Here is a 22413-nt window from a genome sequence, read left to right as displayed (position 1 = left end):
TGCATATTTTCATAATAAAAGGCAAACGATATATTAAAGAGCATTCTACCGGATGGGTATATGAATGCTCTTTATTTATTGAGCGGAGGATATTAATATAATGCAGCCAAAGAGAAAATCCGCAGCCTGGAAGTGGGTGACTTTAATCATAATTATATTCCTGGCTGCGGTTGCAGCGATTTTGTTCAACAGAGGAAGGGACTTAAAGGATTACCGGAACATAAAGGCTCAGGAGGGGGATATTACAACATACCATTCCTTTTCCGGCAATATAGAGGCCAAACACCGACAGGCAGTGACCTCGGAAACCGTTATGCAGATATCCGACATTTTAGTGAAGGAGGGAGACCTGGTGAAAAAGGGGGACGTACTGGCTGAGACTTCCTCAGGCCAGGAACTGTCTGCGGAGATTGACGGAGAAGTAGCCTCCATTAGCGTTGAGGAAGACGTGATGGTTATGGCAGGGGTCAGGCTCATGGAAATTGTTGATTACAATAATCTTGAGATAAAGGTCAGAGTGGACGAATATGATCTGGGGTATCTGAAAAAGGGTATGGCTGCACAGGTTAAAATAGGAGCCTTGAACAAGGAACTTACGGGCAAAATAAGCAGCATATCCAAGGAGGGGGTTGTAGCCAACGGTCTGACCTATTTCATTGCCGCAATCGACCTGAACCGGGATCAGACCCTGAAGGTGGGGATGTCCGCGGAAGTCAGGCTTGTGAAGGCTTCTGCCAAGGGTGTCGTGACAATACCCATGTATGCTGTAAGCTTTGATGCCGACAACGCACCCTATGTGCTCAAAGAAAATCCAAATGGAAGAGGAAGCCCTGTGCGGGCGGATATAGTCACGGGAATCAATAACGGTACTGAAGTAGAGGTGAAAAACGGGGTGTCCTCCGGGGAAACCATTCTGTATACCGGTACCGGAACCGGCAGCACGGCGGGAATGGGCTTCAGGGGACGACAGGATAGCAGCACTACACTTGGGGGAGCTGGCTGATGGCTGAAATTCTTAAGATGGAAAATATATGTAAAAGCTATTATATGGATGCAGAGGAACTGGAGGTGCTGCACAATGTAAACCTGACGGTGGATTCCGGTGAATTCCTTTCCATACTGGGACCGTCCGGTTCAGGCAAGTCTACCATGATGAATATTATCGGCTGCCTGGATACAGCCACCTCGGGAACCTACCTCCTGTCCGGCAATGATATAAACAAGCTGGATGAAATCCAACTGGCCAGGGTCAGAAACAGGGAAATAGGTTTTGTCTTTCAGAGCTTTCACCTGCTGCCCAGGCTGACAGCCCTTCAAAATGTTGAGCTGCCGCTGATCTATTCCGGGCTGGCCAAGGCACAGCGGCAAAAACGTGCAGGAGACATACTGGAACGGGTAGGCCTGGCGGATAAGCTGAGAAATCTGCCGAATCAACTGTCGGGAGGACAGCAGCAGCGTGTAGCCATAGCCCGTGCACTTGTTACCGAGCCTACCATATTGCTGGCCGACGAACCTACAGGAGCATTGGACCAGAAAACAGGCCTGCAGGTTATGGAGCTGTTTGAAGAAATTAACCGTGACCATAAGACCATCATAATGATAACTCATGATACAGGCATAGCCCGGAGGGCAAGAAGAGTAGTGAATATCCTGGACGGACATCTGTCCGAGGCCGGATATGAGAGCTGAGGGCAGGCCGTAAAAAAGTAAGCAGCGGGAGGCAGGAATATGCTTTGGGAAAGTATAAGGATGTCGTGGGAGAATATAGTTAAAAACAAGCTCCGGTCTGTTCTTACCATGCTGGGAATAGTAATAGGGGTTGCGTCAATTATAGCTCTTATCACCATAGTAAGCGGAGCTACCGCCAGCATCAGCAAGGAGGTGAATTCGCTGGGGGTAAACAAAATAATGATTAACGTCATTGGAACACCTCTTAAGACCGGGCTCACGGATGCTGATACCGCCGAAATCTCCCGATTGAAAAACATAGAGGGAGTATCTCCCACCATAACAGGTAAAACCTCAGTTGTGGGCAATGGCAGTGTCATGAAAGATATAACTGTGCAGGGGAAGAATGAAGTATTTTTTAAAACAGACACAAGCTTGATAAAATCCGGCAGACCGGTTAACTTTCTGGATATTGAGGGGAAAACCCAGGTTGCCGTCATCGGAAGCGATATAACCAGGGAGCTGTTCTTCGGGGCAGACCCTCTGGGGAAGGAATTGGCCATTAACGGTATGGCCTACACGGTCATAGGAACACTGGCACCTTCCAGTGGTTTTGGCATGAATTCCAACAATGGAACCGTTGTCATTCCGTATACCACAGCTCTTCGAAACCTTGGAATAAAAAACATATCCAGCCTGGATGTATACCTGAAGGACACCGAGGCAGCCGACGAAACGGTGCTGGATATAAAAGGGGTGCTCTCTCAGGCGTTTAACAGCAAAGAGGATGCATTTACGGTTTTCAACATGGGAGATATGATTGAATCCTTCCAGGATATGATGTCCATCATGTCCATGTTGCTGGGAGGAATTGCTGCCATATCACTGGTTGTGGGAGGTATAGGGATAATGAATATGATGCTTGTATCCATAACTGAGAGAACCACGGAAATTGGCCTGAGAAAAGCTCTGGGGGCCACCCCGGGCAGGATTCAGCTCCAATTTATCATAGAAGCAATCTTCCTGTCTCTCATAGGCGGGCTTATAGGCCTGGTGGCCGGAGGCCTTATAGCTTATGCTACAGCGGTACTCATAGGTATTATTTTTTCTGTTTCAGTGTCTACCATAGCACTGGCGGTGGGCTTTTCTGCAGCCGTTGGAATAATTTTCGGCTACATGCCCGCCAGAAAAGCCAGCAGGCTGAATCCCATCGATGCACTAAGGAGCCTGTAAAATAATCTTCCTTGCCGGGCAATATAAGTTCCAGATGTTACAGACCACTGGCCAGGTATAATGTATAATATAAGATAAGATGAGAAACCTGCAGGCCGTGAAGTGTAAAGAGCGTTGCGGGGATATGGAGGAGGTGCTGCAGTATGGGGATTGGTGACAGGGTAAGCACAGGGCTCAAAGGCTTTGACCAGGTAATAGACCATCTCAGGCTGGGTGATAATGTGGTCTGGCAGGTGGATTCGGTTGAAGACTACAAAAGGCTTGTTGAGCCATATGCCATACAGGCGGGTCTGGACGGAAGAAGGCTTGTATATATCCGTTTCGGCAGGCATCAGCCCTTGCTTGAGGAGAGCGGCCAGGTCAAGGTATATCATATAGACTCGGGTAAGGGCTTTGAGGGCTTTGCCACAGAAGTGCACAAGCTGATAAAAAAAGAGGGGAAGAAGGTATTCTATGTATTTGACTGCCTTACCGACCTGTTGAAATACTGGTATTCGGATTTGATGATCGGCAATTTTTTCAAGGTGACCTGTCCCTACCTGTATGAATTGGATACGGTAGCGTATTTTGCCATCAGGAGAAATTGCCACACGTACAGTACCGTAGCGGGAATACGGGAGACCACCCAGCTTTTGCTGGATTTGTATCAGGTAAACAGCAAGTATTATATTCATCCCCTGAAGGTGTGGCAGCGCTATTCTCCAACCATGTTCTTCCCTCACCTCATTGATGGACAGGAGGCTGTCGGCATTACGGCAAGTACGGAGGCCGCAGGGCTCTTTTCCAGTATAAACAGGGGAGAGGACAGGCTGGACTACTGGGATATCATATTCAGCAGGGCCAAAGGGGTACTTGATAAATCCCCCCGGGAGAAGGACGCTCAGAAAAAGCTTCTGATGCATATGCTCATAGGCAATGAGTCCACAAGAATGTTCCAGCTTTGCCACAAGTATTTCAACTTGAGGGATATCCTTCAGATAGCCTCACGGGAGGTGGGGACGGGTTTCATTGGAGGGAAAAGCGTAGGGATGCTCATAGCGAGAAAAATTCTGGAAAAGGATGCAAAAGAGCTGTTCGATACATATTTGGAGCCCCATGACTCCTATTACATCGGCTCTGATGTATTTTATACCTATATTGTCCAGAACGGCTGGTGGAGGCTGAGAACCCGGCAAAAAACAGAAGAAGGCTATTTCAGCCTTGCAGCCGAACTGAAGGATAAGCTGCTTCACGGGAAATTCCCCAAAAATATTCAGGAACAGTTCCAACAGATGCTGGAATATTTTGGACAATCTCCGGTGATAGTACGTTCCAGCTCACTGCTGGAAGACAACTTCGGAAATGCCTTTGCAGGTAAATACGAAAGTGTCTTCTGCGTAAACCAGGGAACACCGGATGAAAGATATGAAGCCTTTGAGGAAGCCATACGGAAAGTTTATGCCAGTACCATGAACGAGGATGCCCTGGCATACAGGAGGGACAGGGGGCTGGCTGAGTGCGACGAACAGATGGCAGTGCTGGTCCAGCGCGTTTCAGGCGATCAGTATGATGAAAATTTCTTTCCCCATGTGGCGGGAGTGGGCAATTCTTCAAATCTGTATGTATGGGATAAAAGCATTGATATGGAAGCAGGTATGCTGCGCCTGGTTTTCGGTCTTGGCACCAGGGCGGTGGACCGCACCGAAGGAGATTATCCCAGGATAGTGTGTCTGGACAATCCTCTGAGGCTGCCCCCCATAAATGCCGAAGACATGCCGAAATTTTCACAGCAAGGTGTGGATGTGCTTTCGCTTAAGGACAATCTGCTGGAGGAAAAGAGGCTGGAGGAAATTATTTCGGGTGAGCTGAAGACCGACAGGGAGCTTTTTGCAAGTCCCGATTTCAAAACCGCCGAAAGACTCCGGCAGCTTGGGTATACCTCCGAAAAAGTACCGTACCTTCTTGACTATAGGAAGCTGTTTACCCAGACACAGTTTGCTGCTGTCATGAGGGATATTTTGGCCTTGCTTTCAAGGATTTACGATTATCCTGTGGATATTGAGTACACTGCAAATTTTACAAGGGATGGGGGCTTTAAGGTAAACCTGCTGCAATGCCGTCCCCTTCAGACCAGAGGACTTGGAAAGCCTGTGGAACTTCCGGAAGTAAAGCCTGAAACCTGCCTGTTTCGCGGCAAGGGCGGGTTTATGGGAGGTAATGTCAGACTGAATATAGATTATGTGATTTTAGTCAAAGCCCAGGAATATCTGGCTTTAAATGAACAGGGGAAATATTCTGTGGCAAGGCTCATAGGCCGTCTGAACAGGGAGCTGAAAGGAAAGCACGTGATGCTCATGGGCCCGGGCAGGTGGGGGAGTACGACACCCTCGCTGGGTGTACCTGTCCACTTTACTGAGCTGAGCAATATGTCGGTGCTGTGCGAAGTATCCCACAGTCAGGCGGGTCTGATGCCTGAACTGTCTTATGGCAGCCACTTCTTTCAGGATTTGGTGGAGACCGGGATTTTTTATGCAGCCTTAATTGACGGGAGCGGAGATACGGTTTTTAACAGTCACAAACTCCTGAGCCTTGAGAACAGGCTTAAAGAAATAGAACCTCAGGCTGCGGCTCTTTCAGAGGTGGTTCATGTTGCCGGGACAAACACAACGGAGATATTTTCAGATATCGTAACCCAGACACTTATCTGTACTATTTAATGAGTAAAATATAAATTAACCTGTGGCGGCCGGAAACGGCTGCCGCTTTTGTATAAATGCCGGATACCAGTATGATATAATATGTGCATAATGTATCTTATTAATCAGAGGAAAAAATATGGATATAAAGGAAGCGGTTAAGAAACTACCCGGAGTTCCTGGGATTTACCTGATGAAAAATTCATTTGGTATGGTTATTTATGTGGGAAAGGCCAAGAACCTGAAAGCCCGGATTTCACAATATTTTCAGAACGGTCGGAACAAATCTCCCAAAATATCCGAAATGGTGCAGCAGATTGATACCTTTGAGATAATAACCGCAGACACCGAGCTGGAAGCCTTTTTACTGGAATGTGAGACTATCAGGGAGCTAAGGCCACCGTACAACAAGCTGCTGAAGAATTACCTGAATTACAAGTACATAAGGCTGGATGCCGGCGGAAATTACCCCATTCCTGAAATCGTTAACCGGCCGGGTAAGGATAAGGCATTGTATTTTGGGCCTTTCACCAGCCAGAGCTCGGTTGAACACGCAGTTTCATTTTTGAGGGAAAATTATTTTATACGCAAATGCAAAAATAGAACTTTGAAAAGCAATCCTTCCGGCTGCCTGAACCTGCAGTTGGGCAATTGTCCCGGCCCGTGCACGGGGGAGGCTGTAACGGAGGTCTACGGGGAGCAGATCGGGAAAATAGTGCGGTTGCTTTCAGGAAAGGACCAAAACCCGGTGAAGGAGCTGAAAAAGAAAATGCTGGATGCTGCGGAAAAGCTTGAATTTGAAAAGGCCGCAGCTTGCAGGGAACAATTGAAGGGCATCCGGCACGTACTGCATAAGCAAAAGATAATAAAGCTTTCAAGCTACGGGCGAAATGTTATAGCAGCCGAAAAATATGCCGGGGATGCGGTCAAGCTTTTCTTCATAAAGGGAAACAGACTGCTGAGAAAGGAAGTAGTAGCTCTGTCCGGGTATGATATGGCTTTGCTGGAGAAAACCCTGAAGCAGTTGGCGGCTCATTGTTTCAAGAAACAGGATAATAAGGCCGGAACTCTGACGCAGGAGGAAATCGACCAGGCGAATATCATATATTCCTACCTGAAAAAAAGTAACAACGGTATCAGGAGCGCAAACATTCCTGCTTCACGGCTTGATACACTGAATTACAAACGTCTGGCTGAAATGATATATGCTTTTAAGGAGACAAAGGGAGAGGAATTATGAATTTTATAAAGGTCAAAGAGGAAAAGGATATTCCCGAAAAATATAAAAATACACCGGTTTACAAGCTTTTGTGCTATCAGAATCTGGGTGCCGAGCTGAAGGCTTACAGCTCGGCGGAGCTGTTGATAGGCATGTGCATGGACAACCGGAAGCAGCTCAGGATACCTGAAAATTTCGCCTATATAATAAGAACCGGAGGAGCAAACTTAAGATACAGTGAATTCAAAGTTTCCTATGCCATTGCCATAGGAGGGGTCAGGCACATCGTACTCATTGCTCACAATAATTGCGGGATGGTAAATCTTGTATCCAGGAGAGAGCAATTTGTGAAGGGGTTGTGTGAAAATGCCAACTGGGATATAAAAAGAGCAGAAGAGCACTTTATGAATTATGCCCCCATGTTTGAAATCGACAATGAGGTGGAGTTTGCAGTAAGTGAATCAGGGCGTCTGTCCCGGAAATACCCGGGAATTTCGGTCACACCTCTTCTGTATTCCATTGAAGACAATATGCTCAATGTAATTGAATGACGCAACTTTTATAAATGTCTATGTCTTGCGGTAATTGCACTCCTGGTTAAGAACAGACAAGAGAATCTTTTTCATGATTTTTGGGATAATATTTTATATTCGGTATAAGAACCTTATATTGATACCATATTTTATTTATAACGGAGAAAATTATGGAAAAGATGCATAAAGGGCTGTCTGCCGGACAGCTAACCATGATGGCCCTGGGTACGGTAATAGGAGGCTCGTTTTTTCTGGGCTCCTCAGTTGCTATTGAGGCTGCCGGACCTGCTATAGTAATATCCTACATTTTAGGCGGTATACTGGTTTACCTCATACTTTTTGCACTTTCGGAAATGACTGTGGCCAACCCGGATTCAGGCTCCTTCAGGACTTTTGCCGCAAACGCCTTCGGCCCATGGGCAGGCTTTACGGTTGGGTGGGTATACTGGACTGGGATGGTGCTTGCCATGTCCAGTGAAGCTACTGCTGTATCCATACTTATACGTGAGTGGGTGCCCGATGTATCCATCTCAATTCTTGGCAGTACCATAATCATAGGTGTCACACTTCTCAACCTGCTTGGAGCAGACAAGCTGAGCAAGCTGGAAAGCGGCCTTGCCGCCGTAAAGCTGTTTGCAATAGTATCATTTATTGTGCTTGGAGTATCACTGATCTTTGGTTTTATTCCCGGAACGGCCTCTGCCGGCGCGGGGGAAGTAGCGCGCGAACCCTTGCTGCCCGGTGGAATTAAGGGAATTGCGGGCAGTATGCTGATAGTAATATTTTCCTATGCCGGTTTTGAAATCATCGGACTGGCTGCTGCTGAAACGGATAATCCCAGAAAAACAGTTCCAAAGGCTATTTCCTCTACGGTTATTGCGCTGGTGGGACTGTATATAGTCTCCATAGTAGTGTTGCTGCCGCTTGTGCCCACAGCGGCACTGAACGAAAATGTCAGTCCCATGGTGGCGGCACTGGGAAGATGGGGAATGGGCTGGGCAGGTACGGCCATAAATTTTGTACTGATTACTGCAATACTGTCTACCATGCTTGCAGCAATGTTCGGGCTTGGAAGGATGATGCGCTCCCTTGCGGCGGAAGGGCATGCTCCCGGCTGGCTGAAGGATGAAAAAGAGGTTCCTGTAAGAGGGATAATGTTTTCGGGTATTTCCATGCTGGCAGGATTGGGGATAGGATTGCTGCTTCCCAGGGTATACCTGTTCCTGGTGAGTTCGGGCGGGTTTGCCCTGTTATTCACCTATGCGGTGATAATGGCCACGCACATAAGGTTCAGGAAGAGACATGGCTGCCCTCCGGACGGCAGGTGCCAGATGCCGGGATATCCTGTGGCTTCATGGCTGGCCTTGATCAGCCTCGTTGTAATTATATTCAGCATGCCCTTCATTCCGGGACAGGCCTCCGGCCTGATAGCAGGCTTGATAATGGTGGCTGCCTATGCACTTGTTTATATAGCTGCAAAGAAGGTTTTTGTGCAAAGGGAGAACACGCTGTTTGTGGATACCAACGAGAGAAAGCGGTTGAGAACCCGTCTGTCCGTGGAATTTTCCAGGGAATTGCTTGAGGATATAAGGAAAAAACATCAAAAGAAGAGTGATGAAAAGAGAAGAAAAAAAGAGTAACTTAACCTGTAGTGCTAATTAAAAATGTTGTAGCGGTCAGAAAATGCTGCTCACACTACAGGTTAACTTAACATATAACCTGAATATAAAAATTATTTACAGAGACCCGTCTGAAGGCTACGATTGCTGCCGGGTCTATTTTATTATCCGGGAGGGCGGGTGTAAAGGATTTCACTTTTTTACCATTGACTGCTGGATAATTAAGGAGCTCAAATAGACGGAGCGCCTGTGTGCCGGGGTTCGTCTATTAAGTGAAAGCTGCCAGGGGAGGAGGCCGGACATGTATTTCCTTTCGGTACCAGAGGATAATGACGAGAGTGGAGAGAAAAAACAAATAAACCACAAAAAGCATATTGACACTGAAATAGAGAGATTAATGGACACGTACGGCAATGATGTACTCAGGACCTCCTATATGTATTTGAAGGACCTGCAAAAGGCAGAGGATGCTTTTCAGGAGGTATTTTACAAGATTTATAAAAAGTTCGGCAGCTTCAGGGGAGAGAGCAGCGAAAAAACCTGGATTATAAGAATAACCATAAATGTGTGCAAGGATGTATTGAGAAGCAGTTGGCTAAAAAGGGTTTTGCTCACAGATAAGGCCGGAACCGAAAACATTGTGGCAAATGTGGAAAGCAGTGTTATAGCAAAGGATGAAAACCGGCGCTTGTTTGATGAAGTTACCTCTCTTCCCCGGAACTACAAGGAGGTAATCATCCTTTACTACTATCATGAGCTTGATACCGTGGAAATAAGCAGAACTCTGAAAATAGCTGAGGGAACTGTAAGAAGCCGGCTTCACAGAGGGCGTGAAATGCTCAGAAGGAAAATGGAAGGAGGGATGGGCAGGGATGGATGAATTGAAGGATTTCAAGGATATTTCCCACAGGATAATGGATGGAATTACAGTCACCCCCGGCCTCAAGGAAAGGACGCTGGAAAAGTGCAGAAAGAACAACAGCCTGAAACCTGTCGTGGGAATTCTGGTTCCGGCAGCCTGCGTGGTACTTGCAGTTGCCGCCTTGGGCACCATGGACTGGCTTGGGGGCAACAAGGCTGGAATGCCCGATAGCAGTCCCGAGGCTACTATTATGATGGAGGCTGCCCGGGGAACGGATGTCTCGCCCCAGGACAGCGGGGGAGATATGCTGAAATCCGCCCGGCAAGGAGAAACAGTGGGATTTGGATCGCTTGCTCAGGCCGGTAAAGCCTTTGGAGGGAATTTCCTCCAGCCCGGTTATATTCCCGGTGGGTTCAAGCTGACGGCTGCGGAAGGGTTTATTGAGGACAAGGACAATACCACTGGAATTGTTCTGACATATCAAAACGAGAAGTATTCCTTTCAGATTACTGAGGAAAAAACCGGACAGGAAAACCAAGCAAAACAGCAGAAGGAGCTTCAGGGCTACAGGACAATTGAAATAAACGGGACTCCCGCATATGTAAAAGCCGTGGGGGCAGCCGGAGAGGGCGGTGGCGGACCAGCCTCCGAAATCAGATGGTACGGCAGTGAGACCCTGTATTCCGTTGCAGGCCAGCTTGAGGAAGCAGAGGTTATAAAAATAGCGGAAGCCATGAGAGGAAGATAAGTGGAAAAAGCTAGTACAACGCTAAAGATTTAAGCATAACTACAAATTAATTTTTTAGGGAGGTATTAAAATGAGAGATATAAAATTGTTTGGAAAAGTATTTGCAGGAACATTTGCCTTGAGCATGTGCCTGTTGGTGTTTTCCACCGCAGCAAATGCGGCGGTAAATGAGGATATTGCCAAGGCGGGTTCTGTAAGCGGCGGGGGAAATACCGGGATGGCCACAAGCTCCGTCAGTCCGGACAAGGCTGTATCAAGTCCTGTTATGATAGACGAGGCAATATTGAAAAAGCAGAAGGAAATAGATGCATATCTTTTTAAGGAGCATGCAAAAGAGGTTGAGCAAAAAGGCATAACGGTAACGCACACTGTGCCGTTTGAAGAATTTGTGGAAATAGGAATCCTGCCTCTCACTGAGGAAAATCAGGAATATCTGTATGGCATCTTCGGAAAAGAGCAGGTAAGGATAGTTGAGGGACAAAAAGCAGTCATTATGTATGATGGAAACACTGTCGAGCCGGCGCCAGGCATTGCGCAGCAAGGCAGTGCTCCGGGGGCTGCCGGGGTTATGCCCGAACCTTACATGGAGGACCTGGAGAGGGATGTAAATAAGGGAGCGGCTGTAGATGCGGCAGATGACGGAAGAATGTACAAAAGTACAAGTGCTTCCGGAGCTGCTGAAATATATGCCACAGCGGCAATTGCAGAAAATAGCGGGGAAAAGGCGGATAGAACCTTGTGGATTGCCCTTGGCACCGGGGGAGCTGCCGCAATTGCTCTGGGAGGAGTAATACTGCTCAGGAGGAAAAAAACTGCAGCCAACTGAAAAAAGGCATTCACAGTCAAGCGGAATATCCCCCGGCCATGGTATTCTGCAGGAGAAGGAGGTGCTTATACATGCACGCATGGGAACAAATACAACGAACCATAGAATTTATCGAGTATCATTTGGAGGAGGAAATCGACATTGAAAACCTGGCAAAAATGGCTTCTTTGTCACCTTTTTATTATCAGCGTCTGTTTAGCCGGCTGGTAAAAAAACCGGTTGCCGAGTATGTAAAACTCCGCCGTATGGCGAAGGCAACCGAAGCAGTGCTCCAAAAGGACAAGCGCATTTTGGATATGGCATTGGAGCTTGGATTTTCCTCTCATGAACACTTCTCCCGCACCTTTAAAGATACCTTTGGGATGACGCCGGATGAGTACCGTAAAAGCCCGCAAACACTCAACCGTATGACAAAACCTGAGCTTTTACTTAACTACACTCTGATTGATGAAGGAGTACCCCTGATTACCCATGGCATCGTTCTGGAGGTAAACAGGCGCAAAACTACCGAGCCAGTCTGTTTTACCGGGGTTAAAAAGGACATGCCGGTTCAGTTTATAGACGGACTGGGGATCGAATCGGGGATTGATCCGTTGGGTACTCTTTGGCAAAACTTTCATGCTCAGAAACAAACAGCACTTGGACTTCCTGAGGATAATGAAGAGATTGGTGTGGCATATCCATGCCCAATGGAAGGCTATTTTAGCTATTTTGCAGGTGCCAGGTCCAGACCTGGAAAGGTTCCGCACGGTTTTATGAACTGGGAACTACCACCGGGAGAGTATGTTGTTTGCTCCTTTGAAGCTGAAAACTTTGAGGCTCTCGTCCTGGATGCTCTATACAAAGCACAGCAGTACATCTACAACACATGGCTGCCAAATCGCAAGCTGCAAACAGAGTCGTTTTGTGCGGAGCGATATGCAAGCCATTCACCCGAAACCACAAGCATGGAAATATGGCTTAAACTGATATAATAAACAGGAACAAAAAGGGGACTGCTGCCCAGTGGAAAAATTCATTGTGCAACAGTCTCTTTTGTTTATATTAATAAGCAATTCAAAATATGTAAAAATTTATAATGTTATAATATTGACAATAGTGTATGATATACAGTATAATAGCAGTGAGGTGATCAAATGGAAAGCATTAATGAATTGATAAACTCGCTTATTGTTGAATTAAAGAGAGGTACGCTGGTGTTGTCGGTGCTCAGCCAGCTTAGCAAGCCGGAATACGGCTACTCACTGGCGCAGAAGCTGGAGGAGAAGAATACCCCCATAGAAGCCGGCACTCTTTATCCACTGCTTCGCAGGCTGGAAAAGCAGAATCTTCTTACAAGCCAGTGGGATACCAGCGAAAGCCGCCCAAGGAAATTCTATGTTTTAAGCGATATGGGAAAAGAGGTCTACAATAGCCTCAAAGAAGAGTGGAGGGCCTTGTCAAGGCAGCTCCAGGGTTTAATAGAGGAGGAAGAAGCATGAGTATTATAGAACGGTACATTTTAGCAGTAACAGAACGCCTGCCTGAGGAAATGCGTTATGACGTTGCAGAAGAGCTCAGGTCCAACATAGAGGATATGCTTCCTGAAAATGCCGCTGAAGATGAGATAAGATCGGTGCTGGAGAAACTGGGCAATCCAAGGAAACTGGCCCAGGAGTATAACCCCGGGAAAAGATTTCTGATCGGTCCGGCCCTGTATGACAATTATATTTCAGTACTTAAGACAGTAGTGGCAATTGCAATTCCCGTACTGATGTGTCTCTCCCTGCTGGATTGGTTCAACAAGGACACTTCGGCGGAGATTGGGAAGGTTTGGGCCGGCTTGTTTTCAAACGCTATCGGCTCAGCCCTGGAGGGAGGACTGCAGGCAGCCTTCTGGGTGACTCTGGTATTTGTAATCATTGAAAGAAGTGGTGTTAATGAAAATGAGCTTCCTTTTGCAAGAAAAAAGTGGTCCATTGATGAGCTTCCCACTTCACCTGTTCCCAAAAAAGCTTTGATTTCAAGAGCGGACCCCATTGTATCAATGTTTTTGACAATACTGTTTACATCACTTATTTACCTCAAGCCCCAGCTTATTGCAGTATACATCAATGATCCCGGGAGAAGCGAAGCCATACGGCTGTTTGATAACGACAGGCTGAAGCTGTTTATTCCGGCAATATTGCTGCTTGCCTTGTTCCAACTGTGCATTGCCGTGTGGAAGTTTATCCAGATGAGATGGACCCTTCCCCTGGCTGTGGCAAACGCGGTCCAGGATGTGGGTTCAGCATTGCTGTTTATCATCATGTGCAATGACAGGCTGCTGTTTAATCCGGATTTCTTTGAAAAGCTTTCCCAGTGGCTGAAGCTTCCTCTGGATACGACAATTGACAAGTGGTTTACCGGAATGCAGGCAGCCTCGGTTATATTTATCGTAATCTGCGCTATAAATATCATTTTCACCCTGAGAAAGTGCAAAAGGTAATGAAGACGAAAGGACTCCGGTAAAAAGAAACCCGTCAAGGATACCTCAAAGTAAGAAAAGTATCCTTGACGGGTCTTTTGGCATATTGCCTCATATTACTCAACGCCCTTCAGTGAACTTACCATGTCAATTCTTTTGATTTTGCCTGTGAACAAGAAACTGACTGCAATCGAAAGCAAACAGGTTATGACAGAGCTTACGACCACATTTAAAACCGTCAGCCTGCACATCATGTCAAAGCTGTCACCCATGAAGGACAGCATAAAATCTATGAGCCATTTTCCGCAGGGAATGCCGAAAATGACACCTGTAATCGAAAGCCAGATGTTTTGAGTCAGCAGCAGGCGCCTGATTTTTCCGGATTGAAAACCCATGACCTTTAAGGTGGCAAGTTCTCTCAGCCTTTCTGTAAAAGAGAGCACGCCAAGATTGTAAAGGACTACAATTGCAAGAATGGCGGCAGCCAATATAAGTACATAGACCATGATGCTCATGGCTTCGGTCATGGTTTCATAGCTTTCGGTCAGATCCCGGTCGGACCATATGCTTTCAGCACCGGTTGGAAGTGTATCTATTTGCCGGTTTGTAACAACTGCGGTGGGAGCAAAACTGAAGCCAAGCTTTTCATACATTTCCCTGGTCAGTGTGATTCCCTGGGATACAGGAGACCTGTATACAGCACCGATTTTGCCTGTAATCCATTTTTCCTGTCCATATACATGCCAGGAAACGGTATCTCCCTGCTTCACGCCCAGCAGCCGGGACATTTTGTAGCTTATGGATATCATGTCGGAAGGCAGCTCCATATAATTTCTCCCAGGGTCGGTGTATTTTATCAGGGAAACCTTGTCGGTTACCAAAAGCTCTCCGGGTTTTCTCCTGCCATTGGCTTTTATTTCCACTGCACCTTCCATCAGAGCTTCACCGTCAGTCTGGGACAAAACAGAGTCAAGAGTGTCCCGTGAGATATTTTCAGCAAGGGAAAGCTTGGTAGAAAACCTGTTCAGGTCCTTATACTGCCATTGTACCACATCGTCCAGGCTGTCCTGCATCCCGAAGGCACACACCAGCAGAGCGCTGCAGCCCAGAGCACCTGCCACGGCCATGACGGAACGTACCTTGTTTCTTGCCATGTCTCTGAGATTCCACTGGAGGTTGAAGCCCAGGCGTGTCCACACCGGGGTATAATCACGGGCTCGCTGTTTCATTTCCTTTGGTGCTTTGGGCCTTAGTGCCTGAGAGGGAGTATCCTTCAGATTGCTCCGGCAGGCCAGATATGTGGTAAGGCAGCACATAAGCACTGTAAGCAGTGCCATTATAAATATTTCCGGCGGTATTGCCGGTTTCCATTCCGGCAAAGTATAGGTTGTTTTCATTGCTCCATAAAACAGCCGCGGAAGTGCCAGAGGACCCAGAATGACTCCCAGCACCGTCCCTGCCAGTGAAAGCCAAAAGCCGTAGGCTATATAGTGGAAAAGTATTGCCTTATTCCTGAAGCCAAGGGCTTTTAAGGTCCCCAATTGAGTTCTCTGGCTATTTACCAGTCTGGTCATTGTGGTGAGGATGGTAAGCAGGGCTATGGAGAGAAAAACTGCCGGGAACACCGAGCCCATGGCCTTGTGCTGTTGTATCTCGTCAGAAAACATTGAGTAGCTCAAAAAATCGTCCCTGTTCAGATATACGCTGTAACGGCCCTTAAGAGCATTGTCTATGCTGCTTTCAAGAGATGGAGCCGAAAGGCTGTCCGTTTTGACCAGCAAGTCGGTAAAGGGTATGTTTATTCCCTTGGGAAGAGCGGCAGCAGATAAATAGGCAAAGCCAAAGTTGTTATGATTTGGAACAATATCGTTTGCCCCGGTGGCGAAAACATATTCGGGACTTAATATTGTTCCCAGTATTTTCTTTTGCAGCTTCTTTCCCAGGACAGAAAGCGTTATGGAATCGCCGCTTTTCAAATGCTTTGCCCGTGCGAATAGATCGTCAAGCCAGATGCCGTCACTGGCAGATGAGAAGTTCTCTCCCGAAACCGGAAGAAATTTTGAAACACTGTTGTCCTCAATAATATGCAGCTTTATGGAAGGGCTGTTGTCGAAGTCTGCCACTGCGTCAAGGGAAAGTCTTCTCTGAACCTGCCGGACGCCGGCGACCCTTGAAACGGAAGCTGCATCCTCTTTTGAAAAATTGTTTCCATATATCCACACATCTGCAAGATTTGTATCCTCATAATAGCCAGAGGAGGTTTTATAGAGGCCGTACCATTCTCCCCCTATTCCTGAATAGACGAAGACCCCCAGAAAGGCCATAAGGAATATTGAAATAAATTGGGTTTTGTGGTTTTTCATATCTCTGAGCATTTTTTTCAGCAGCATTACCAGTTCACCTCGCTTACAGCAAGGGGCGAGGCATTAACCGATATATCCCTTACTTTGCCGTTTTTCAGCCGGATTACCCTGTGGGCGGTCTGGGCAAGAGCGGTATTATGGGTAACTATGACGACGGTTTTGTTGTAGTCTCTGCACATTTTTTGCAGCAAGGACAAAATTACAATGCCGGTCTCACTGTCCAATGCCCCTGTGGGCTCATCACACAGCAGCAGTGCCGGATTCTTGCATATTGCCCTTGCAATGGATACCCTCTGCTGCTCACCTCCGGACAATTGGGAGGGGAATTTCCCCAAGTGCTCTCCAAGGCCGACTGAAGCAAGCATTTCCCCGGGGTCAAGAGGTGTTTTTACCACATTTTTTATGAGTGCCACATTTTCAAAAGCCGTCAGTGTGGGGATAAGATTGTAGAACTGGAATACGAAGCCCACATGTTCCGCGCGATAGCCGGTTAGCTGCTGTTCTCCGTATTTTGATATATTCCGCCCGTCAATAATTATATCGCCGGAGGTAGCAAAATCCATACCTCCCAGCAGATTCAGCACAGTTGATTTGCCTGCTCCGCTGGGACCTAATATTACTGCGAATTCTCCCTTTTCGATGGTGAAAGTAACATTGTCTGCAGCCAGAAATTTCTTCCCGCCGGTATTGTATTCCTTGGTAACATTTTTAAATTGAATCAGTGAGTTCATAATAACCTCCCATATGTACAAAAATAGATACGGACTGTATATACAACAAATACAAGCTGAACAAACCTGAAATATATTTCATATTTAGTATAGCTGTGACGGGTTTATATGTCAATTATAAATGTGAAATATATTTCATATTTGAAGTTGCACTTCCGGATTATATAAAATATAATTAGTATAAAGGCTGACAGAGGGAAACGGTTGTATGGAAACCTGCTGAAACATCAGAAGCCGAATACAAAGAGAGGAAGATCGGGCATGAGTACTTCCAGCATCAGGGAACCCAGACAGAAGCGTTCCATTGAAAAAAAGAAAAGAATTGTTGATGCCGGCTTCAAGCTTTTTTGCGAGAAGGGCTATTACAATACAAATACTGCCGAAATCGCAAAAGAGGCCGGTGTTTCCACGGGTATTGTATATAATTATTTTAACGACAAAAAGGATATCTTTATCGCTGCCGTCAAATTTTATTCCGAAGGCATGACGAGCCAGCTTTACAGAAGCCTGATGGGACTGAAGGAACCTTTTGATATGCTGGAAACCCTTGACCAGATAATCAATATATTCACAACTTCACATACCTTGTCAAAGGAAGCCCATGAAGAAATGATGGCCATGTCCCACACCGATAATGACGTGAGGGAATACTTCTGCAATTTTGAATTAACTACCGCAGAGAAAATAGTGGAAATCATGTTCCAGCATGGTATAAAGCCTGAAAATGCCCATGAGAAGGTGCATATTGCCATGGGTATGATTGAGAATTTTTCACATGAAGTGGTTTATCATAAACATGAGTACATGAATTACGACGTTATGAAAAAGGAAATTATCAGGATTGTGGCGGAAATGATGAACAGCTAGCTGTGGGAACTCTTGAAGCTGTTTATTACGGAATCCAGCAATCCGGGGAACTTTAGCTCCAGGTCGGTATACCTGATTGATAAAAATCTCTGCTTGCCTTCAATTCGTACATTAATGAGACCTGACTCCCTGAGAACCTTAAAGTGGTGGGATAAGGCGGATTTTGGCAAATCAATGTTACAACTGGCACAGGTGGTTTCCTTTTTATGTGACAGGTTTTTTATTATCTGCAGGCGGATGGGATCACCTAAAGCGCTTAACACGGTTGATAAGCATATCTGTTCAAGATTGGGGTGAAATAATTCACGCAAAGTATTGCCTCCTGACTTTAGAGGGGACTGCTTGAAAGTACCCCTTTTATTATAAATTACTTGAATTATATCATAACTCATGATATATTAAAATAGTTCTATAATATTTGAACTATTGAACTGAATATATTTTTGATTTTATGCCGTTTATCAACTGCTTTTAGTATAAATATTTCAGTCTGTCTTGTAAACCATATCAGGTGAAATACTTATTTTAAAGTATTCTGATTATGTACGGCAGGTAATGGGTATTTATTCTTAAGAAATTGCCATAATAGTGCTATGCTGCAAGCTGAAGACCTTTTGTCTCTCCTGCTGCGGCAATTGCGGCAATGTTGTAAGGAGGTGAAAAAGATGATAACAAAGGACTGGTCAATAACCGATATAGTTGAAAAATATCCTGAAGCAGCAGATGTGCTCCTGAATCACGGAATGCACTGCTTCGGGTGTATGGCTGCAAGATTTGAAAATATTGAACAGGGGGCACTTGCTCACGGTATTAATGTTGACGAATTGATGAAGGAAATAAATGCTGCCATTAAGCAATAATGTTAAAGTCAATTACCATAGTAATTGATTTTGGCAGGCAAATTAAAAGAGAGTGTGGCAAAACCTGGGTTTAGTACTTCTGTTATTGACTGGTAGGGAACAGTTGAAGGGTAAATAAGTCCGGAGCTTGCGGCACTTTTTTTTAGCGTATGGGGATTATGACTTTTTATTGAAAGCCCAAGCACTATTAATCCTGAGTTTTAGGTGTTGCACAAGAAAATTTGCTTACTAAATACCGGCGAACACCAGAAAACTGAGCGAAGCGAATTTTCTTATTCAGGGCTCAGAGCAAAGGATTTACCGGATATCAGCGGGACATTCCCATTACAGCACCGGATATAAAAGGTATCAGCCATATTATCCACACTACGATGCTGAATTTGTGAAAATCTGACTTGGATTTCCGGTCGTTTTTCAGCAATACATAGGAGGCCCATACGGCATGAACCAGCATAAGTACAATTGCCAGCAGCCCTGTTATACCATGAAAATTGAATTTGAAACCGCCTTCAGCCAGTCTGCCCATAAGGCTTGTCCCAACAGTGTCAAAGGCAAGCCCGGCCCAGAATACGGCCAGATGCCACTTTTTCAGAATTCCCTGGATTTTTTCTCCCCACACGCCGACAGAATAGAAGACCAGGGCGAGATTAATTGAAATTACCGCGTATAAAAGCATAAATCCTCCGATAAATGTTGGTAAATAGTATGATATTCAGGTAGTATGAAGCAGGGCGTATGATTTTAAATTTATCCGCTATGAATAATATACGCAGTAAAAACAAAACTATTTGAAAATAGCAATATCAAAAAATATAAATGGAGTAAATATATGGATAATGATATTAATTCCGAGATAATGGATAAGATTACAAAGGTGTGCATTTGCAAGGCTATTTCCAGAGCGGCTATTAAAAAGGCTATTCAAGACGGAGCGAAAACACTGCTGGAGGTACAGCAGGTGACAGGTGCGGGAAGCGGACCTTGCGGAGGCAGGCGGTGTACCCTGAAAATACTGGAGCTGCTGGAAATAGAGGGTTCCAGGCAGCAGCCGTAAGGCAGGGCTGTCGCAGGCCGAGGTCCGGCCTGCAGTTTGGAGAAAGACTCCGGGGGCGGGAACAGCAGGCTTGAGAGCAACCGACCCTTTTGCTAAAACAGGAATATTACTGCAAAATATATAATCAACAGGCTTATACCTATAGGAAGCCCTATTTTGGCCCATTCTCTGCTTTTGATGTTCAGCTTGCCTGCTGAAATAATATTTGGTATATTACCCGGAATCAGCATACCTCCACTGAGCAGCAGTCCCATCAGTATTGCCTGTATCTGCCGAAGGCTCATTGCCGGGCTCACTTCGGCTGCCGCCAGTGTTACATTGTCAAGAACTGCCGAGGACATGTTGAGCCAGTACAGTATGCGGCTGTCCAGATGTATGATGTAGGTATCTATAAGTGGTTTGAACCCTGAACCCAAAAGCTCAAGTGCCATTATGAAAAGGAATATTTTAAAGGCCCTCATAAACACATCCTTCAGGCTTTCCGACTGTGTAATATTTTGTTCCTCCAAATTGAAGTTTTCATCCTTCACTTCCGCTTCGCCGCCTGTCTCTCCCCGGGAAACCATGAAGGCTCCCAGGAGTCCCATAAGGATTACTCCCGGTATTGCATAGACCCCGATATTCCTGGCAAGGTAAAAGAAGTCGGCCTTTAAGGCGGAGACCACAATTGTTGCCAGGGGCTCGCCTATGGGCGTCAATGCAGCTCCCAGGCCGATAGAGAAGCAGGCTGTCACAGTCAGAATAACCTTGCGTGTACGTTTGAGCGGCAGGACATGTACGATTTCCACCAGAATTAAGGCGGCAATTATTGCTGTAATAAAACTTGACAGGAAGCCTAAAACTACAATTAGCAAAAAAATGAATAAGGCCAGGGGCAGCTTGCCGGTAACAAAGCTCACAAAGCCCTTGATTTTTTTGACTGAAAGCCTGAAAATCAGACCGGCCACCAGAACAGCGGCAGTTATGAAATACAGTAATTTATTCATAAATATATGCTCCGCCAGGTGAAGTGACAGAGTGCCCGATAGGACGGTTGCAGCCAGGCCCATTACAAGAAGAAAATACTCCAGGTTATGCTCTATTTTCCTGAAGGAAAAGGGCAGTACCAGTATCAGTGCCAAAACTATGATTAATCCGATAATCATTACAGAACCTCCACAATTCTTATCTGCCCACAATCAAATGTTGCATGGGGCAGACAGTATTAATAACTGAATTTTTAACAACATCAAATAATTCACCGGCAATTGCCGATTTTTACTTCATAACATCTGCGACAGTAAGAACAACTATTACTGCTTCCCACTCCCGTACGGACTGACACATGCTGTAAGCCTGCAATTTCAGCGAAAACTTTTAATCATACTGCGCATTTCTTTAAAGCCGTCCTCCCGGGACTTGGAAACTTGTCTCTTAAAGACTTTATTAACTGGCACTACAGGTTAAATTATCATACCTGCACCTCCTGAAACAAAATACGTCCAAAGGGCAAAAAAAGCGGGAAGCTCGTCAAAAACGAGCTTCCCACCCCAGAAGCCTTCAGTTCTCTTGAAAGCAAAAAATTGCTCAACCGAAAAACCAGCAGTATAAAATTGTACCTATTATAACACCCGGGGCTTCGGAGTTCAAGTTTGACAGCACATATTTTGCATAGACAATAAATATAGTCAACAAATTGTAAAGGAAAGTTTCTTGACTATGGGAAGCAAATGATATAAATTAATATTAGTAAATTACTAAATTACTAAATTACTAAATTACTAAATTACTAAATTACTAAATTACTGAGTGCACAGGAGGATTTTATGAAAATACCAACAAATTTAAAGCATAAGCCTGTAATTGTATCCGAAAACTATGAGCAGGTTGATGGCAGATATGCATATAACACTGATGCTAAAGGGCTTTCACTGGGGCTGGCTCAATGGAATGACCGGGGTAAGGTGGACATTTCAGCAAAGGTGTGGAGATTCACAGGAGAAAAATGGTCCAGGCAGTCGGAGGAGCTTCCTTTGCACCGTGTACTTGATCTGGCCATTTTAGTGGCAAGGACCAGACTGTACTTCAGGGAGGATTCTTACAGGCATCCGGAGCTTTATGATACGGAAAAGCCTGTAATTGACAGAGTGGGGCTGCAGGGAGATGCAATGACGGTAGCCGTATGTACTGAGAATGAAAAAATAAACGAGGATATCAAGCTGTTCAGCCAGGCACTGAGCAATGACGATGAACTTATTGGCGAACGCTTACGTACCCTGTCCAGAATTTTGAAGGAGATGGGATATTAAGATGGATAAAGCGCGTAAAAGAGAACTTCAGCAGGAGTATGCAAATACAAAGCAGCCCATGGGTGTATTCCTTGTACGCTGCAAGAGCAATAACAAGTGCCACATTCAGGCAACACCCGATTTGAAGGGAGTAATGAACGGAACCTATGTCAGACTGTCCAACGGCAGGCATCCTAACAGGGAATTGCGGAAGGAATGGAACGAACTGGGGGAAGAGGGCTTTGTTATAGAGATTCTGGAGCAGCTCCCCTATGATGAAAAGGACCCGGAAAAGAAGGATTATTCCCAGGAGCTTGCTTTGCTGCAAAGCCTGTGGGAAGAAAAGCTGGCAGGTGAGGGTCAGGCATTTTATATGAAACGCCTGACCTGAGTATAAAATGCAAAAATTTCAGGTGTTTAACAACTTCTTACAAATTTCGTC

At 45.7% G+C, this 22413-nt stretch carries 23 protein-coding genes and 1 other annotated feature; of the genes, 18 read left to right on the top strand and 5 right to left on the bottom strand.

From position 1 onward, the window contains the following. Positions 1 to 100: 100 nt before the first annotated feature. The 13 genes from CLHUN_RS08640 (at position 101) to CLHUN_RS08580 (ending at position 13850) form a co-directional block, all read left to right on the top strand. Complete coding sequence (locus CLHUN_RS08640) at positions 101 to 1003, top strand: efflux RND transporter periplasmic adaptor subunit (RefSeq protein ID WP_080064186.1); 903 nt, start codon at positions 101 to 103, stop codon at positions 1001 to 1003. Then, positions 1003 to 1689, top strand: a complete 687-nt coding sequence (locus CLHUN_RS08635; protein WP_080064185.1) for an ABC transporter ATP-binding protein — start codon at positions 1003 to 1005, stop codon at positions 1687 to 1689. Before CLHUN_RS08640 ends, CLHUN_RS08635 begins: the two co-directional genes overlap by 1 nt. 39 nt (positions 1690 to 1728) lie before the next feature. Beyond that, positions 1729 to 2901 (top strand): ABC transporter permease, encoded by a 1173-nt coding sequence (locus CLHUN_RS08630; RefSeq protein ID WP_080064184.1) that lies wholly within the window; start codon positions 1729 to 1731, stop codon positions 2899 to 2901. 143 nt (positions 2902 to 3044) lie between these two features. Beyond that, positions 3045 to 5597 (top strand): PEP/pyruvate-binding domain-containing protein, encoded by a 2553-nt coding sequence (locus tag CLHUN_RS08625; RefSeq protein ID WP_080064183.1) that lies wholly within the window; start codon positions 3045 to 3047, stop codon positions 5595 to 5597. 118 nt (positions 5598 to 5715) lie between these two features. Continuing rightward, the gene (locus CLHUN_RS08620) at positions 5716 to 6816 is read left to right on the top strand and encodes a GIY-YIG nuclease family protein (RefSeq protein ID WP_080064182.1); all 1101 of its coding nucleotides are present in this window, start codon (positions 5716 to 5718) and stop codon (positions 6814 to 6816) included. Beyond that, positions 6810 to 7346, top strand: a complete 537-nt coding sequence (locus tag CLHUN_RS08615; RefSeq protein WP_207559149.1) for a carbonic anhydrase — start codon at positions 6810 to 6812, stop codon at positions 7344 to 7346. The genes CLHUN_RS08620 and CLHUN_RS08615 overlap by 7 nt, the downstream gene beginning before the upstream one ends. Before the next feature lie 152 nt (positions 7347 to 7498). Further along, positions 7499 to 8968, top strand: a complete 1470-nt coding sequence (locus CLHUN_RS08610) for an amino acid permease (RefSeq protein ID WP_080064180.1) — start codon at positions 7499 to 7501, stop codon at positions 8966 to 8968. Between the two features lie 280 nt (positions 8969 to 9248). Then, positions 9249 to 9827: a sigma-70 family RNA polymerase sigma factor gene (locus CLHUN_RS08605; RefSeq protein ID WP_207559148.1), complete on the top strand. Its 579-nt coding sequence runs from the start codon at positions 9249 to 9251 to the stop codon at positions 9825 to 9827. Then, positions 9820 to 10557 (top strand): DUF4367 domain-containing protein, encoded by a 738-nt coding sequence (locus CLHUN_RS08600; RefSeq protein ID WP_080064179.1) that lies wholly within the window; start codon positions 9820 to 9822, stop codon positions 10555 to 10557. Before CLHUN_RS08605 ends, CLHUN_RS08600 begins: the two co-directional genes overlap by 8 nt. A gap of 70 nt (positions 10558 to 10627) precedes the next feature. Continuing rightward, positions 10628 to 11383: a hypothetical protein gene (locus tag CLHUN_RS08595; RefSeq protein WP_080064178.1), complete on the top strand. Its 756-nt coding sequence runs from the start codon at positions 10628 to 10630 to the stop codon at positions 11381 to 11383. A gap of 71 nt (positions 11384 to 11454) precedes the next feature. Further along, positions 11455 to 12357, top strand: coding sequence for an AraC family transcriptional regulator (locus CLHUN_RS08590; RefSeq protein ID WP_080064177.1), 903 nt, complete (start codon positions 11455 to 11457; stop codon positions 12355 to 12357). Positions 12358 to 12519: 162 nt separating this feature from the next. Next, entirely contained in the window at positions 12520 to 12864 is a 345-nt protein-coding gene (locus tag CLHUN_RS08585; RefSeq protein WP_080064176.1) for a PadR family transcriptional regulator, read from the top strand. Continuing rightward, positions 12861 to 13850 carry an HAAS signaling domain-containing protein gene (locus CLHUN_RS08580; RefSeq protein ID WP_080064175.1) on the top strand — a complete coding sequence of 330 codons (990 nt, stop codon included), beginning with the start codon at positions 12861 to 12863 and terminating at the stop codon, positions 13848 to 13850. The genes CLHUN_RS08585 and CLHUN_RS08580 overlap by 4 nt, the downstream gene beginning before the upstream one ends. 95 nt (positions 13851 to 13945) lie before the next feature. Here CLHUN_RS08580 and CLHUN_RS08575 read toward each other — a convergent pair whose 3' ends face one another. Beyond that, a complete protein-coding gene (locus CLHUN_RS08575; protein WP_080064174.1) occupies positions 13946 to 16219 on the bottom strand; it encodes an ABC transporter permease in 2274 nt (757 codons plus the stop codon). After that, positions 16219 to 16923, bottom strand: coding sequence for an ABC transporter ATP-binding protein (locus tag CLHUN_RS08570; protein ID WP_080064173.1), 705 nt, complete (start codon positions 16921 to 16923; stop codon positions 16219 to 16221). The genes CLHUN_RS08575 and CLHUN_RS08570 overlap by 1 nt, the downstream gene beginning before the upstream one ends. A 261-nt stretch (positions 16924 to 17184) precedes the next feature. On the opposite strand from CLHUN_RS08570, the gene CLHUN_RS08565 reads away from it, so the two are divergent. Further along, positions 17185 to 17790, top strand: a complete 606-nt coding sequence (locus CLHUN_RS08565) for a TetR/AcrR family transcriptional regulator (protein WP_133051100.1) — start codon at positions 17185 to 17187, stop codon at positions 17788 to 17790. Here the strand turns inward: CLHUN_RS08565 and CLHUN_RS08560 are convergent. Next, positions 17787 to 18101 carry an ArsR/SmtB family transcription factor gene (locus tag CLHUN_RS08560; RefSeq protein WP_080064171.1) on the bottom strand — a complete coding sequence of 105 codons (315 nt, stop codon included), beginning with the start codon at positions 18099 to 18101 and terminating at the stop codon, positions 17787 to 17789. The genes CLHUN_RS08565 and CLHUN_RS08560 overlap by 4 nt on opposite strands. Before the next feature lie 354 nt (positions 18102 to 18455). On the opposite strand from CLHUN_RS08560, the gene CLHUN_RS08555 reads away from it, so the two are divergent. After that, on the top strand, positions 18456 to 18650 hold the full coding sequence (locus CLHUN_RS08555; RefSeq protein WP_080064170.1) for a DUF1858 domain-containing protein: 195 nt from the start codon (positions 18456 to 18458) through the stop codon (positions 18648 to 18650). A 307-nt stretch (positions 18651 to 18957) separates the two neighbouring features. Here CLHUN_RS08555 and CLHUN_RS08550 read toward each other — a convergent pair whose 3' ends face one another. Next, positions 18958 to 19326: an HsmA family protein gene (locus CLHUN_RS08550; RefSeq protein ID WP_080064169.1), complete on the bottom strand. Its 369-nt coding sequence runs from the start codon at positions 19324 to 19326 to the stop codon at positions 18958 to 18960. Between the two features lie 153 nt (positions 19327 to 19479). On the opposite strand from CLHUN_RS08550, the gene CLHUN_RS08545 reads away from it, so the two are divergent. Then, positions 19480 to 19704 carry a (2Fe-2S)-binding protein gene (locus CLHUN_RS08545; RefSeq protein WP_080064168.1) on the top strand — a complete coding sequence of 75 codons (225 nt, stop codon included), beginning with the start codon at positions 19480 to 19482 and terminating at the stop codon, positions 19702 to 19704. Between the two features lie 92 nt (positions 19705 to 19796). On the opposite strand, the gene CLHUN_RS08540 is transcribed toward CLHUN_RS08545, so the two are convergent. Beyond that, a complete protein-coding gene (locus tag CLHUN_RS08540; RefSeq protein WP_080064167.1) occupies positions 19797 to 20849 on the bottom strand; it encodes a DUF1646 family protein in 1053 nt (350 codons plus the stop codon). Between the two features lie 373 nt (positions 20850 to 21222). Further along, positions 21223 to 21276: a sequence feature (sodium ion sensor (DUF1646 type); this cis-regulatory element may regulate processes involved in with the transportation of sodium ions), on the bottom strand. A gap of 233 nt (positions 21277 to 21509) precedes the next feature. Between CLHUN_RS08540 and CLHUN_RS08535 the strand changes: the two genes are divergently transcribed. Both CLHUN_RS08535 and CLHUN_RS08530 read left to right on the top strand, forming a co-directional pair. After that, positions 21510 to 21992, top strand: a complete 483-nt coding sequence (locus CLHUN_RS08535) for a DUF6530 family protein (RefSeq protein ID WP_080064166.1) — start codon at positions 21510 to 21512, stop codon at positions 21990 to 21992. Position 21993: 1 nt separating this feature from the next. Beyond that, on the top strand, positions 21994 to 22362 hold the full coding sequence (locus CLHUN_RS08530) for a GIY-YIG nuclease family protein (protein WP_080064165.1): 369 nt from the start codon (positions 21994 to 21996) through the stop codon (positions 22360 to 22362). The last annotated feature ends 51 nt before the right edge of the window (positions 22363 to 22413 follow it).

Origin of the sequence: Ruminiclostridium hungatei, from assembly GCF_002051585.1 — a bacterium.
GTDB lineage: Bacteria > Bacillota > Clostridia > Acetivibrionales > DSM-1351 > Ruminiclostridium > Ruminiclostridium hungatei.
Note: the sequence above shows the minus strand (reverse complement) of the source record. Positions and strands in the feature narration are given on the sequence as shown.

Excerpts from the sequence above, each read along its gene's own strand:
- CLHUN_RS08575 (WP_080064174.1), bottom strand. The coding sequence starts at position 16,219 with ATGCTGCTGAAAAAAATGCTCAGAGATATGAAAAACCACAAAACCCAA.
- CLHUN_RS08590 (WP_080064177.1), top strand. The coding sequence starts at position 11,455 with ATGCACGCATGGGAACAAATACAACGAACCATAGAATTTATCGAGTAT.
- CLHUN_RS08530 (WP_080064165.1), top strand. The coding sequence starts at position 21,994 with ATGGATAAAGCGCGTAAAAGAGAACTTCAGCAGGAGTATGCAAATACA.
- CLHUN_RS08585 (WP_080064176.1), top strand. The coding sequence starts at position 12,520 with ATGGAAAGCATTAATGAATTGATAAACTCGCTTATTGTTGAATTAAAG.
- CLHUN_RS08630 (WP_080064184.1), top strand. The coding sequence starts at position 1,729 with ATGCTTTGGGAAAGTATAAGGATGTCGTGGGAGAATATAGTTAAAAAC.
- CLHUN_RS08635 (WP_080064185.1), top strand. The coding sequence starts at position 1,003 with ATGGCTGAAATTCTTAAGATGGAAAATATATGTAAAAGCTATTATATG.
- CLHUN_RS08620 (WP_080064182.1), top strand. The coding sequence starts at position 5,716 with ATGGATATAAAGGAAGCGGTTAAGAAACTACCCGGAGTTCCTGGGATT.
- CLHUN_RS08595 (WP_080064178.1), top strand. The coding sequence starts at position 10,628 with ATGAGAGATATAAAATTGTTTGGAAAAGTATTTGCAGGAACATTTGCC.
- CLHUN_RS08640 (WP_080064186.1), top strand. The coding sequence starts at position 101 with ATGCAGCCAAAGAGAAAATCCGCAGCCTGGAAGTGGGTGACTTTAATC.
- CLHUN_RS08545 (WP_080064168.1), top strand. The coding sequence starts at position 19,480 with ATGGATAATGATATTAATTCCGAGATAATGGATAAGATTACAAAGGTG.
- CLHUN_RS08555 (WP_080064170.1), top strand. The coding sequence starts at position 18,456 with ATGATAACAAAGGACTGGTCAATAACCGATATAGTTGAAAAATATCCT.
- CLHUN_RS08600 (WP_080064179.1), top strand. The coding sequence starts at position 9,820 with ATGGATGAATTGAAGGATTTCAAGGATATTTCCCACAGGATAATGGAT.
- CLHUN_RS08565 (WP_133051100.1), top strand. The coding sequence starts at position 17,185 with ATGAGTACTTCCAGCATCAGGGAACCCAGACAGAAGCGTTCCATTGAA.
- CLHUN_RS08535 (WP_080064166.1), top strand. The coding sequence starts at position 21,510 with ATGAAAATACCAACAAATTTAAAGCATAAGCCTGTAATTGTATCCGAA.
- CLHUN_RS08625 (WP_080064183.1), top strand. The coding sequence starts at position 3,045 with ATGGGGATTGGTGACAGGGTAAGCACAGGGCTCAAAGGCTTTGACCAG.
- CLHUN_RS08610 (WP_080064180.1), top strand. The coding sequence starts at position 7,499 with ATGGAAAAGATGCATAAAGGGCTGTCTGCCGGACAGCTAACCATGATG.
- CLHUN_RS08540 (WP_080064167.1), bottom strand. The coding sequence starts at position 20,849 with ATGATTATCGGATTAATCATAGTTTTGGCACTGATACTGGTACTGCCC.
- CLHUN_RS08570 (WP_080064173.1), bottom strand. The coding sequence starts at position 16,923 with ATGAACTCACTGATTCAATTTAAAAATGTTACCAAGGAATACAATACC.
- CLHUN_RS08580 (WP_080064175.1), top strand. The coding sequence starts at position 12,861 with ATGAGTATTATAGAACGGTACATTTTAGCAGTAACAGAACGCCTGCCT.
- CLHUN_RS08605 (WP_207559148.1), top strand. The coding sequence starts at position 9,249 with ATGTATTTCCTTTCGGTACCAGAGGATAATGACGAGAGTGGAGAGAAA.
- CLHUN_RS08550 (WP_080064169.1), bottom strand. The coding sequence starts at position 19,326 with ATGCTTTTATACGCGGTAATTTCAATTAATCTCGCCCTGGTCTTCTAT.